Below are 12,205 nucleotides of genomic sequence, written 5' to 3' on the forward strand. Positions count from 1 at the left end.
AATTAGCATAAAAATTATATCAAATATTAGTGGATAATATAAAAATATTTAAGTGTTATAATAGTAAAATAGAGGCTTTTACTGGCCCTCCACAAATGCGGAAGGTAGAAAAGCCTCTATTGTTAATATACTGCAACAATATGTTAAATAAAATTAAGAGATAAAGAATTGTTATAATTGTAAAAAATTTTTGATTTTCTCTATTGGTTTGTTATGACAAAAAGCTTTGAAAAATCAAGGCTTATAATATGTATGGTGGAGATGACGGGAGACAGAAAGGCAGTTCATTATAATTTACAACGTTGAAAATTCAACACCTTTATTTTTTAATCTCCCTTAAAATCCACTAAATTTATATAGTTTTAAAATTTTTAGTATCAAATTAGTATCAAATTTTATAGTTTTTCATTATTCATTACATCAATCATTTTACTTTCAGCAATTGGGAAAAAGTGGCTATAAGTATCAAGGGTGATTGATGTATTTTTGTGTCCAAGTCTTTTGGAGATTAGGACAATATTTATATTATGATTTATCAAATAACTAGCGTGTGAGTGTCTCAATCCGTGAACGTGTATTCTTTTAATCAATGGCTTTTTATATTCATGACTTTTATTATATTCTTTAATTTCTTGATTGGCTTTTTCTACCCCTTGTTTTATACCATTTTCAACATATCTCTTTTCCCATTGAAAAACTCTATCTTCTTTGTTGATGTTATAGCAATGATTTTTATAATCTCCAAGTATTTCTAATGTTGTATTAGGTAGGCTTATTTTACGACTTTCATATGTTTTTGTTTGTGTAACAACATCTTTACCCTTTAATCTTTGTAATGACCTATCAATCAATATAGTTTTATTTTCAAAGTCTATTTTTTCCCGTGTTAGGGCGTCAAGTTCGCCTTTTCTCATACCCGTAAAATAAAGCAAATTTATAGCCGTTTTTGATTTAATATTGTCTATTTGATGATATACTTGCTTAAACTCTTCAAAAGTCCGATATCGCATTTTAGGGGGTATATAGTTAGGATTTTTGGCAAGCTTCACCATGTGTATAGGATTTTTAGGCAGTCCGTAAAATCTAACTGCATGATTTAGAAGTATTGAAAATTCTGTTTGTAATGCTTTTATATATCCATTAGAGTGGTCAAGGCTTATAAGTTTATTTTGCCAAGCTTTAATATCTCTTGGAGATATTTCATTCAAAGGCATATTGGGAAAAGTCTCCATAATTTTTTTATATCTTGAACCTTTAGTCCTTATACTATTTTGTCTTAATTGTGGAAATTGGTCAGTTTCATATAGGTTTATAAAGCTAGATAACAACATAGTAGGTTGACCTTGACGTTTTAAAAGATATTCTCTTTCATATTCTAAGGCTTGTTTTTTTGTATCAAAACCTCTTTTAAATTTTTGTCTTTTATTCCCGTTCCCGTCTTGGTAATAAAATTTACACAACCATTTTCCACTATCTTTGTCTTTATATGCTGGCATGGTTATTTATCTTTTTTATATTCATTAAGGAGATACTCATCAATTTTAGCTATATCCTTTGAATACTCTGACACTTTTACAAGCCCATCAATATTTAATTTATCTAAGTTAGAATTTAATTCATTAATAACAAATGACAAATGCTCTTCACTTAACCAGTCTATATTGAATTTATCAAAATTGACTTTATCTACAATATCTTCAGCAGTTTTCATGATAGTTTTATGAATTTTAAAATCTTTAGGCTTAACATAATCTTTTGTAAAATAAGTCAATGGTGCTTGAAAATAATTAATATATAATTCAAGATTTTTTCCACTTATTAAATATTTACCAGTTTCCCAATTAGAAATCATAGATTTAGAAATATTGGAATTATACAAATCATTAAAAGTGTTTGCTAATCTTTCCATTGAAAATTTTTCTTTTCTTCTTAAATACTTTAGCTTTTGACCTACTATTTCTTTATCCATTTTTCTCCCCCTCAACTTATAGATATTATAATACAACGTTTTAAAAGTGTAAACATTTTATTTTAAAAGTATTGACAAAAGAAACGAATAAGTATAAAATGTATTCAAGAATGAAACATCAAAGAAAAGGGGGTAAAGAATGAATTTAAACAAGTCTTATATTAAATTATGTATGACTGAAAAGAATTTGAACAATGGAACGTTAGCCGAATTGATGGGAGTATCCCGTCAATGGTTGGGAGTAGTTTTACAACGTGGTTATGCTAAACCTAAAATAATTAATAAACTAGCTAAAGCACTTGATTGTGAAGTGAAAGAAATTGTAAAAATGGAGGACTAAAAATGTTATTAGACTTTAAACAAGTAATGAAACTATTAAACGTGAATAAATCAAAAGCTTATAAGTGTATGAGAGAATTAAACACCGAATTACAAAAAGACGGATATTTAACAATTAATGGCAGAATACCTGCCGACTATTTAATCAAAAGATATAATTTAAGTCTTGATGATTTGGAGATAGTAAAAAAAGAATTTAATAGTTGAAACAATCTCCAAATATTGGAATTTAAACGAATGTTGTATTGGCAACCAAACGATAACCAGATGACAACCAAGTGGCAACCGATGGTTTACCGTTGGTATACCAAACGACAACCAAGTGGCAACCAAAAAGAAAGGGGGATAAGTGGCAGAAAATAAAAAATATTATTGGCTTAAATTGAAAGATGATTTTTTTAAAAGCCGAAAGATGAAAAAGTTAAGAAAAATTGCTGGTGGTGATATATATACAATCATATATTTAAAATTACAACTTTTAAGCATTAATAACAAGGGAATTATTGAGTTTGAAGGAACTGATGAAGATATTTATCACCAACTAGCATTAGATATTGATGAAGAAATTGACGATATAAAAATGACCATAGCTTTTTGCACTACAAACGACTTGATTGAATTTGTAAATGATGATGTTTTTTTGAGTGAAGTACCAGCTCTTATTGGCTCAGAATCAAGCTCTGCTAAGCGTGTAAGAGAACATAGAAAAAGACAAAAAGCGTTGCAATGTAACGGTCAAGCGTTACAATGTAACACCGATGTAACAAAATGTAACACAGAGATAGATATAGATATAGATAAAGATATAGAGATAGATAAAGATAAAGATATAGATATAGACACAGATATAGAAATTAATGGTGATGATGATTTCAAAAAACAAATTGAAAAAGATGTATCAAATACTAATACACTAAAAAAAGACAATTTACAAAAAATAATAGACAAGTGGAATAACCTTGATGTAAATATACCTAAGGTGCAAGTTATAAACAGTAATACACAAAGGTATCAGATGTTAAAAGCTAGAATAAATGAAAATGGACTTGAAACCGTATTGCAAGGAATAGACAAAATCAAAGAAAGTAAATTTCTAAAGGGATATGTGAGTGATTTCAGAATAACCATTGATTGGTTTATAAAGCCTAATAATTTTATCAAGGTATTAGAGGGCAATTATTCTGATAAGGTATCAGAACAAGAAGAGTATATAAACAAATTCACGGAGGGGTTAAATTGGTAATGAAAAATCCTATGGAAGATTACAATACAAACGAGAAAGGATATTCAAAATTAGGTGAAGAAAGATACAAAAAAAGGTGCAGAGATTTACAAAAACGAATCAATGAAACATCTAAAAGTTATTATAAGAAAAAGGGTGAGGGTGATTATTCATCTTTACCAGAAAATGCTAAAAAATATGAGTTTTCCGACTTGATAGAAAATAAAGACAACATCAAGATGATTAGAAACTTATCACAATACGTTAAAAACTATAACCGAACTAGAAAGGGTATTGGCTTAATTGGTGATACAGGAATAGGAAAAACAACGCTTATTGGGATAACTTGTAAAAAGATAGTCAAAAATTATAATAAAACCTTATATTTTTCAAGCGAAATGGGAATGGTTGACGAGATAAAAAAGGCTTTTGATAGCAATTCTTTTGATAGCCCCGAGGATATTATAAGAAAAATAGGCTCACATGATTTAGTATTTATCGACGAGCTTGGAGATACTAGCACAGAATGGAGTTTGAGTGCAATTAAAAGGGTTATTGATGAAACAATGAACAGAGGTAATAGGCTTTTTATAACATCAAATTACAATGCAAAACAATTAATTGAGAGATGGGGTGGCTCAAACAATTATAAGAAACCTCAACAAATATTGGATAGAATGAACGAGGCAATGAACCTTTATCAATTAAAGGGTGAGAGTTTTAGGAAATGTATATAAAAAAATGGCTTTACCAAAAAGGTAAAGCCTAAACGTTAAACAAGTAATAAATACAATCATGTATATTATAACTTATTCAACGAAAAATTAAAAGATTAAAAATTAAAATAAATAAGATTGGAGATAAAAGAAAATGGACGAAATAAAATATAGCATTAAGGCTTTAACTGATAATATAGACACTTTAGGTACTGACGTACTAGCTTTAAAAGATTTATTATATGTACAAGGGACTATCGAGGACGGGAAAAGATTAGTTTTAAGTAGAGATGTAAGAACGAATTTTGATTATATTATAAATATAACAGTCGATAGGATAAAAGACGAGGTGGAAGATTTAGAAACTATTATTTATGATTTAGCTAGAAGTGAAAAAATCTTCACCGATCAAGGAGAAATAGAAAATAAAAATCAAGCTATCAATGAGGGCATATAATAGGCAAAATAATTCACAGAATAAGGCTAGAATTAAAAATATAGGTATAGGCATATATTTATATGGCTAACATATAAAAAAGCCTTAAAACGTAAAATAGAGAGCAAAATATGATGAGGTTAAAATGAAAAATGAATTGACTATAAAAGATTTTTTTAAAGATAATGAATTCAAGACGGTTAGAACTATGACGGATAAAGACGGCGAACCTTGGTTCGTTGGTAAAGATGTTTCAAAAGTTTTGGGATATAAAGAAACTGCCAACATGAGAAAACTTTTAAATAATAAAAATTATATGGAGATTGACCCCCAAAACATTGATTTTACTAGGTTCGTCCGTTTAGCTACACCAATTGAACCTAATAAAAATATTAGAAGAATGTTATTGATAAATGAGAGTGGACTTTATGAGGCGATATTTGGGTCAAATCAAGAAAACGCAAAAAGATTTAAACGTTGGGTTACTCATGAAGTGCTACCGTCAATTAGAAAACACGGTGCATATATAACCGACCAAAAGGCAAAAGAAATGCTTGACGACCCCGACAAAATTATAGAAATAGCTAAGAAAATGATAAGAGATAATGAACGTCTATAAGTATTGATTTTACTAGGTTCGTCCATCTAATGACCCCTAGTAATTGATATCATATTAGATTATTATTACAAATTAGGAGCGTAAATGGGAAAAGAAAAAACTATAAAACTTGATGAAGAAAAAAGAATTATAGACCAAACTTTTATACAATTACAAAATATTGATTTAATGCTCAAAGGCTATTATTTCACCAAAAGGCCATTAGGCTTTGATTGTTTCACTTATACAAATATCATAATCGAAAGCTTGGATATTTTGCACAATATGATTATTAAAAATCATGAGTTATTGAGTGAAAGAATAATAAATAAGCTTGTAGATTGGGAAAACCTAATCGAATATGACTATATATTTGATGAACTAGACGGGTCAATTTATGATGATTTAGAACTAACAACATTAAACACAATTGTTGAACGTATAGAGCAAATACAAAAGCTTTCAATTGTTTTGTATAACATTGATTGCCTAATAGATGATGAGAAAATAAAAAATAATATTGGCTATGATTATATAGTCAATGTGATTTATTTTATATTACAAGATACAAATTATTTATTTTCAGATTTAAAATGTGGGGTGAATAATTTAGAAGATTTTCTAAATTTTAAGGAAAAACCTAACAGAGTTTTAGGAGAATTATAAACAATCTCCAAAAATGAAATAAGAATAATATTTTTATGGACTAGCTTTTCTTGGCTAGTCTTTTTTTATTGTCTATATCAGATTGGAGATAGTAAAGGTATTTAGATAGGTTAAATAAATCATATTATAAAGCCTATTCAATTTATTTTAGGTTAGGTATATAAATATATGGTTTAATATCTTGAAAGCCTTAAAACGCAAATTATGACGTCTTATAATCTCCAATATATTTATACCGATTAAACCTACAAAAACCTACGGTTAAAGCATATATTGATAAACGATTAACAAAGCCTAACAAAACATAACATAAAAGCTTATGTTGATAAAACAATAACATATATACTTATACCGAGTAAAAACCTAGAAAATCCTAGTATAAAACATTATGTTGATTAAAAAATAACTAATTAAAATATATAAGAAAACCTGAAAAAACCTTAAATAAATAATATATGTAAAACCTAACAAAACCAGACATAAAAACATATATAAATTACTAAGAAATCCTAAGGTAAAAGCTTAAGTTGATAAAAAATAACATATATACTTATACCGAGTAAAAACCTAGAAAATCCTAGTATTTAAAAGCTTATGTTGACAATAGATTGAAATATTGTTGGAAAATGTTGGAAATATTTTATATATATAAAAAAATACTACTAAGAAAACCTAAATTTATATCTATAAAATATTAGTAGATTGTTAGTATAAAATTAAACACTTTAAAATATCAATTAAAGTCAATTTTTGAGGGGGTATCAAAATAGATATATCATTGAAATATAAACGCTTATTAAAGATTTAAGATTCTAGAAATTGGCATAACTTGATTATATGAAATTGTTAGAAAATGTTAGTATAAAACTCTATGATGTTAAATTAAAGACGAACTCATATTTTTATTTTAACTATAAAAGAAATAATAATAATATAATATATCTTTACAAATCATATAATAATGATATAATACAATTAAGAGGTGATAATATGGCACAAATAAATTTAAGAGTAGATGACGAAGTAAAAAAACAAGCCGAAATAGTATGTAATGATATAGGCATTTCTTTATCAAGTGCTATAAACATTTATTTAAAAAAATTAGGTAGGGAGTATAGAATCCCGTTTGAAGTATCAGCAGACCCATTTTATAACAAAAATAATATTGCATACCTTGAAGAAAAATTCAACAAGTACAAAAAAGGAAATATGAAACTTATTGAAAATGAGATAATTGAAGATGAAAATTAATAGCTTAAAATGGACTTTTGACGCTTGGGACGATTATTTATATTGGCAGAAAGCAGATAAAAAGAACTTTAAAAGAATTAATCAACTAATCAAAGATACAAAAAGAAACCCGTTTGAGGGGATAGGAAAACCCGAGCCTTTAAAAGAAAACTTAAAAGGCTTATGGAGTAGGAGAATAGACAAAGAACATAGGCTAGTATATTTTATTGATGATGATAGCCTTGTGATTTTCCAATGTAAAGGGCATTATAATTAATTTTAATTATCGTGAGTATTAAAATTTTACTCACGATTTTTTTATTTGGATAATGCTAATTTATAAAATCTAATATAAATTAGCATAAAAATTATATCAAATATTAGATTGTAATATAAAAATATTTAAATGTTATAATCGTAAAAACAGAGATTAAACACCATCTCCACCTATAAGGTTTCACGGACAGTGATTAATCTCTGTTTATTGTAATATACTTAAAAATATAAAATTTACAAAAAGAAATAAAAGAGATACTAACTCACTCCCCCACAAATGCGGAAGGTGGAAAGTATCTCCATATAAAACATTATACTGTAATTTTATTAATTATAAAAAACATGGCGCAACCCAAAGGAAAAATCCTTTTAAGGGGGTCACGTATGTTTTTTATACTAGTAACTTATTATAAATACATGAATTAGTCAAATATTGAACTGAAAAATGCTAAGATTTACCAAGGTTTTATAAATTATAAATGTGTCAGCGTTGTCAGATTTTCTTATATTTTAAATTATTATTCAAATCTTGATGCGTATCAACATTTGTTTTTTAATATGTAAATACGTATTTACATTTGAAACCTTAACAATTCTTAACAGTTTCAAATCGCAATACGTGTTGTGATTTATAATTAATATATTCAAATCGCTCAACGTTGAGTGATTTATATTTGAATTTAATAAGTCAAATTCGCTATTGCTTGCCAATTTAATATATTAAGGCGAACCCGAAAACATATTCGTATTTAAAAAATAAATTATAATTACAAATCGGCAATCGCCTGCCGATTTAAAGGGTCTTTTTTAATATCAAATCGGAATACATCATCACATTTTAAAAAATCAAATCGCAAATCGATTTGTGATTTAAAATATAGATATATAAATATAAATTCGTGCTTATACTCTAATTTTAAATAAAAATATGAATCAAATTCGTAATCGATTACGAATTTAAAAAATAATTAATAGAAAAACAAATCCGTCAGCGCTGACGGATTTAAGATTGATTAATAAAAGTAAAAGCGTCAACGTTGTCGTTTTTGAAGAATTTCTATACATTCAAATAATGAAACGTTGCAAGATTTAGGATTTAAGTTTTATTGATAATATTATTTTAAAATCCACAACGTAGTGGAATATTGTTGTTGGAGATTATTAAAATACGTCCGACCTTATCGGCTACTATAAAAAATATTGGAGATTTTAACTTTCACAATAAAATAAATTTCCAAGCGCTTGGAAGTATTAAAAATGATTAATAATTTAAGTATACAGACGATTTATAATACAATCTAATATATTTGTATGACTTAAATACTAAAATCGTTTAAAACTCAAAATAGAGCCTTACGACAAATTATCATAACTTTAATATTGGTTTTTTGTGTATAGTATTCAAAAATATAGAATGGCTTTAAATAGACGTTTGATAAAATTTGCCAAGGCATATATTACACAAAATCTATATTTTGTGCAATAATTTATATAAGTATCTCCAATTTATACGATTATAAACAAAAAGTTGTATAATAATTAATGACGGACTTTTATTATTTTTTGATAGAATTTTAGTAAATAATAAATTTAGGAGATACAACAATGAATGAGAAACAAAAGAAAAATAGAGTTGGCAGACCAAGTTTACCAGATGAGAAAAGAAAAGATATAAAATTTACTTTAAGGCTTGATAAAGAATATAAGGAAAAGCTTGAAAAAATAGCAGATAAACAAAGGGTTAGTCTTACAAAACTTATCAGAATATCGATTGAAAAATATATTGAAAGCCTTGAAGATAAATAAAGCTTTATAAAATCTTTTGTATTTAGCTATTGGGGGATATATGGAAAATTTAAAGGCTTATGATGACAATTCAAAACTATTTTATGAATATCAAAGAACCAAAGACAAAGAAATCAGAAATAAAATTGCCTTAAATAACTATAATCTTATCTATATTGGATTGAGGGGCTTATATGTTGAGGGAATCCACGACAAAGAAGAACTAGAACAAGAAGCTTTTATTTGCTTATTAAAGGCAGTAGAAAGATTTGATATATCATTAGGTTATCAATTCTCAACTTATGCTATTAAATACATTAAATCAGCTAGTAGAAGAAGATTGAATTATAATACGCTTGATAGTTTAGATGACCCAATAGAAAACCGAGATGACGAAAACGAAAAGAAGATTGACCGAATAAAAGATACTAGAATCGATATTGAAAGAGATACAATCTCCAAAGAATTTAATAATAATCTTAAAAAAATACTAACTTATGAAGAAATGAAAGTTATAAAAAATTATTATCTATATGACAAAACATTCAAAGAAATATCCGAGTTGTTAGGAATAACATACAATCAAGTTACAGGGCTAAGAAGTAAAGCAGAAAGAAAGATTTATAATTCAAAATACTTTAAAGATTATCAAGACGAGGCGGTTTATTATGATGAAACTACCTACTTAAAAGCTTATGATTATTCTAGACCTACATACTCAAAGACAAATAGGATTGATGAAGTAGTATTCAATACAGTTTGGGAAATTGAGAAAAGGGACAATAATATCAAAAAAGATTTTATAAGAGAATTTTTATAAAGGCTTAATTATTAAAAAATATAGCTCTCATATTTGATGTATAAGCGAAATTATATTTTAAGTGATGTAATTGTATTAGTAAATAGAATAAAGCTTTATAGAACTAAGATAGGTAATGAATTTAAGATATAAAGCAAGTGATAGATATTAATATAAATAATCTCCAAAAATAAAATAGATATTTGATTTAATGATTGAAATTGATATAATAATCAAGAATAAATATATAACGCATTTTTACTTATAAAAGACACTTGAAACAGAAACAAAAAAACTGTTTTGAGTGTTTTTTTATTGGAAAATGGAGATTTTAACGGACTTTAATTAATAAGAAAAAATAAAAGATATTTAACAAATGAAAAAAATAAAAAAATAATTTTTTAAATGGCTAAATATAAAGGTTGAAACAATCAAAAGAGATGTAAAAAAGATGATAAAATTATTAGTATCAAATTAGTATCACAAAAAATAAAACCTTGAAAAATCAAGGCTTATAATATATATGGTGGAGATGACGGGATTTGAACCCGTGTCCGCACGAGTCTTAATAAAAGCATCTACAAGTTTAGTAAGTATTTGATTTTCATCTAGCACTTATCTACTTACAAATAACTTACTAGACTAGCTTCATAGATACTAAATATACTCAAAGCTTTGTATATTAGTTGCCACATAAAATTATGAAACAAATAAAAACTACTGTGGCTTAATTTTTATTTGTTGCTTGCCTAAATTAGGCAGCTAATGCGAATTGTCTTTCGCTATTATTGTTTGCATTTATATTTAATTTTCAATTTTACGAATTGATAAACGACTTGCAACTTAAATCTTAACAAGCACGTCGAAACCAAAACATCCCCATATAATCAATATAAATATTATACTAAAATTTATTTTTATGTCAAAATCTTAATTTTTTATAAAATTATTTATAGTAAATTAAATTATTATTTTTTGGGTATTATTATATTAAGTCATTCAGATTTTTTTAATCATGAAGTAATAGGAGGATTTATGAGAAATAATAATAAAATTGCAGCTATGCTTCTTGCTGGTGGTCAAGGATCTAGATTAAAAGCTCTTACTAAAGAAATGGCAAAACCTGTAGTTCCTTTTGGTGGAAAATATAAAATTATAGATTTTGCTTTGTCAAATGCAACTAATTCTGAAATTAGAGATATTGGTGTTTTAACTCAATATAAACCACAATTATTGAATAAGCACTTGGGTATTGGTGCAGCATGGGATTATGATAGAAATTTTGGTGGTTTAAGAATTTTAACTCCTTACTACACAGAAGAAGGTGGAAGATGGTTTGAAGGTACTGCTGGAGCAATTTTTGTAAATATTAATTATCTTGATAGTATTGATCCTGAATATGTTTTGATTTTATCTGGAGATCATATTTACAAAATGGATTATACAAAACTTCTTTCTGAGCACATGCAAAAAGGTGCTGATGCGACTATTGCAGTTATGGAAGTTGATTGGGATGAGGCATCTAGATTCGGTATTATGAATACTGATGATGAGGGAAGAATTGTTGAGTTTGAAGAAAAACCTGAAAATCCTAAATCAAATCTTGCTTCAATGGGAATTTATATTTTTAATTGGAAAGTTTTAAGACAGGCTTTGATTGAAGATCATAATAATTCTGAGTCTACAAATGATTTTGGTCATGATATTATTCCTTACTTACTAAATAATAATAGAGATTTATTTGTTTATAAATTTGATGGATATTGGAAAGATGTAGGAACTGTAAAATCTTATTGGCAAGCTAATCTTGATTTAATTGATCCTGAAAACCCTCTAAATATTCAAGATGATTCTTGGAAAATATATACAACTGCATTAAATTTGCCACCTCATAGAGTTGGTAAAAATGGTGTATTAAATGATGCGCTAATAAATGAAGGATGTATTATAGATGGAGAGGTTAATAATTCTGTATTGTTTTCAAATGTAAAAATTGAAAAAAATGCTTGTGTAAATAATTGTGTAATATTATCAGGGGTTACTATAAAAGAAGGTGTAAAAGTATATAATTCTGTAATTACTGAAAATATGGAAATTAGTGAAAATATTGGAGATAAAAATTCTACATCAGTTTATCTTGTAAGTGAAGATGGGATAGAGGAGGATTAG

Annotated in this window: 14 protein-coding genes and 1 other RNA gene; 12 read left to right on the forward strand and 3 right to left on the reverse strand. The window is 26.8% G+C overall.

What is annotated here, in order from left to right; all coding sequences use genetic code 11:
* Nucleotides 1–395: 395 nt before the first annotated feature.
* Entirely contained in the window at nucleotides 396–1,496 is a 1,101-nt protein-coding gene (locus tag HMPREF2852_RS01190; RefSeq protein ID WP_070605337.1) for a tyrosine-type recombinase/integrase, read from the reverse strand.
* 2 nt (nucleotides 1,497–1,498) lie between these two features.
* A complete protein-coding gene (locus tag HMPREF2852_RS01195; RefSeq protein WP_060801852.1) occupies nucleotides 1,499–1,969 on the reverse strand; it encodes a helix-turn-helix domain-containing protein in 471 nt (156 codons plus the stop codon).
* Between the two features lie 139 nt (nucleotides 1,970–2,108).
* Here HMPREF2852_RS01195 and HMPREF2852_RS01200 point away from each other — a divergent pair, with 139 nt between their 5' ends.
* The 11 genes from HMPREF2852_RS01200 (at nucleotide 2,109) to HMPREF2852_RS01250 (ending at nucleotide 10,057) form a co-directional block, all read left to right on the forward strand.
* On the forward strand, nucleotides 2,109–2,309 hold the full coding sequence (locus HMPREF2852_RS01200; protein ID WP_070605342.1) for a helix-turn-helix domain-containing protein: 201 nt from the start codon (nucleotides 2,109–2,111) through the stop codon (nucleotides 2,307–2,309).
* Between the two features lie 2 nt (nucleotides 2,310–2,311).
* Nucleotides 2,312–2,515: a hypothetical protein gene (locus HMPREF2852_RS01205; RefSeq protein ID WP_070605345.1), complete on the forward strand. Its 204-nt coding sequence runs from the start codon at nucleotides 2,312–2,314 to the stop codon at nucleotides 2,513–2,515.
* Nucleotides 2,516–2,657: 142 nt separating this feature from the next.
* A complete protein-coding gene (locus HMPREF2852_RS01210; protein WP_070605347.1) occupies nucleotides 2,658–3,551 on the forward strand; it encodes a phage replisome organizer N-terminal domain-containing protein in 894 nt (297 codons plus the stop codon).
* On the forward strand, nucleotides 3,551–4,267 hold the full coding sequence (locus HMPREF2852_RS01215; RefSeq protein ID WP_070605350.1) for an ATP-binding protein: 717 nt from the start codon (nucleotides 3,551–3,553) through the stop codon (nucleotides 4,265–4,267). The genes HMPREF2852_RS01210 and HMPREF2852_RS01215 overlap by 1 nt, the downstream gene beginning before the upstream one ends.
* A 133-nt stretch (nucleotides 4,268–4,400) precedes the next feature.
* Nucleotides 4,401–4,703, forward strand: a complete 303-nt coding sequence (locus tag HMPREF2852_RS01220; RefSeq protein ID WP_070605354.1) for a hypothetical protein — start codon at nucleotides 4,401–4,403, stop codon at nucleotides 4,701–4,703.
* 124 nt (nucleotides 4,704–4,827) lie between these two features.
* The gene (locus HMPREF2852_RS01225; RefSeq protein ID WP_070605356.1) at nucleotides 4,828–5,301 is read left to right on the forward strand and encodes a BRO-N domain-containing protein; all 474 of its coding nucleotides are present in this window, start codon (nucleotides 4,828–4,830) and stop codon (nucleotides 5,299–5,301) included.
* Nucleotides 5,302–5,385: 84 nt separating this feature from the next.
* Nucleotides 5,386–5,946, forward strand: coding sequence for a hypothetical protein (locus HMPREF2852_RS01230; protein ID WP_070605359.1), 561 nt, complete (start codon nucleotides 5,386–5,388; stop codon nucleotides 5,944–5,946).
* Between the two features lie 990 nt (nucleotides 5,947–6,936).
* Nucleotides 6,937–7,197 carry a type II toxin-antitoxin system RelB/DinJ family antitoxin gene (locus tag HMPREF2852_RS01235; protein WP_070605361.1) on the forward strand — a complete coding sequence of 87 codons (261 nt, stop codon included), beginning with the start codon at nucleotides 6,937–6,939 and terminating at the stop codon, nucleotides 7,195–7,197.
* On the forward strand, nucleotides 7,187–7,453 hold the full coding sequence (locus HMPREF2852_RS01240) for a Txe/YoeB family addiction module toxin (RefSeq protein ID WP_070605365.1): 267 nt from the start codon (nucleotides 7,187–7,189) through the stop codon (nucleotides 7,451–7,453). The genes HMPREF2852_RS01235 and HMPREF2852_RS01240 overlap by 11 nt, the downstream gene beginning before the upstream one ends.
* Before the next feature lie 1,604 nt (nucleotides 7,454–9,057).
* Nucleotides 9,058–9,258: a ribbon-helix-helix protein, CopG family gene (locus HMPREF2852_RS01245; RefSeq protein WP_070605368.1), complete on the forward strand. Its 201-nt coding sequence runs from the start codon at nucleotides 9,058–9,060 to the stop codon at nucleotides 9,256–9,258.
* A 40-nt stretch (nucleotides 9,259–9,298) separates the two neighbouring features.
* Nucleotides 9,299–10,057, forward strand: a complete 759-nt coding sequence (locus tag HMPREF2852_RS01250) for a sigma-70 family RNA polymerase sigma factor (protein ID WP_070605371.1) — start codon at nucleotides 9,299–9,301, stop codon at nucleotides 10,055–10,057.
* 503 nt (nucleotides 10,058–10,560) lie between these two features.
* Here the strand turns inward: HMPREF2852_RS01250 and ssrA are convergent.
* Nucleotides 10,561–10,917: a transfer-messenger RNA gene (gene ssrA, locus HMPREF2852_RS01255) on the reverse strand.
* A gap of 154 nt (nucleotides 10,918–11,071) precedes the next feature.
* Between ssrA and HMPREF2852_RS01260 the strand changes: the two genes are divergently transcribed.
* On the forward strand, nucleotides 11,072–12,205 hold the full coding sequence (locus tag HMPREF2852_RS01260) for a glucose-1-phosphate adenylyltransferase (protein WP_070605373.1): 1,134 nt from the start codon (nucleotides 11,072–11,074) through the stop codon (nucleotides 12,203–12,205).

Origin of the sequence: Anaerococcus sp. HMSC065G05 (assembly GCF_001812365.1) — a bacterium.
GTDB lineage: Bacteria > Bacillota > Clostridia > Tissierellales > Peptoniphilaceae > Anaerococcus > Anaerococcus vaginalis.

Bases quoted from the DNA above. Each gene is read 5' to 3' on its own strand.
- HMPREF2852_RS01190 (WP_070605337.1), bottom strand. From the start codon at position 1,496: ATGCCAGCATATAAAGACAAAGATAGTGGAAAATGGTTGTGTAAATTT.
- HMPREF2852_RS01195 (WP_060801852.1), bottom strand. From the start codon at position 1,969: ATGGATAAAGAAATAGTAGGTCAAAAGCTAAAGTATTTAAGAAGAAAA.
- HMPREF2852_RS01200 (WP_070605342.1), top strand. From the start codon at position 2,109: ATGAATTTAAACAAGTCTTATATTAAATTATGTATGACTGAAAAGAAT.
- HMPREF2852_RS01205 (WP_070605345.1), top strand. From the start codon at position 2,312: ATGTTATTAGACTTTAAACAAGTAATGAAACTATTAAACGTGAATAAA.
- HMPREF2852_RS01215 (WP_070605350.1), top strand. From the start codon at position 3,551: ATGAAAAATCCTATGGAAGATTACAATACAAACGAGAAAGGATATTCA.
- HMPREF2852_RS01220 (WP_070605354.1), top strand. From the start codon at position 4,401: ATGGACGAAATAAAATATAGCATTAAGGCTTTAACTGATAATATAGAC.
- HMPREF2852_RS01225 (WP_070605356.1), top strand. From the start codon at position 4,828: ATGAAAAATGAATTGACTATAAAAGATTTTTTTAAAGATAATGAATTC.
- HMPREF2852_RS01230 (WP_070605359.1), top strand. From the start codon at position 5,386: ATGGGAAAAGAAAAAACTATAAAACTTGATGAAGAAAAAAGAATTATA.
- HMPREF2852_RS01235 (WP_070605361.1), top strand. From the start codon at position 6,937: ATGGCACAAATAAATTTAAGAGTAGATGACGAAGTAAAAAAACAAGCC.
- HMPREF2852_RS01240 (WP_070605365.1), top strand. From the start codon at position 7,187: ATGAAAATTAATAGCTTAAAATGGACTTTTGACGCTTGGGACGATTAT.
- HMPREF2852_RS01245 (WP_070605368.1), top strand. From the start codon at position 9,058: ATGAATGAGAAACAAAAGAAAAATAGAGTTGGCAGACCAAGTTTACCA.
- HMPREF2852_RS01250 (WP_070605371.1), top strand. From the start codon at position 9,299: ATGGAAAATTTAAAGGCTTATGATGACAATTCAAAACTATTTTATGAA.
- HMPREF2852_RS01260 (WP_070605373.1), top strand. From the start codon at position 11,072: ATGAGAAATAATAATAAAATTGCAGCTATGCTTCTTGCTGGTGGTCAA.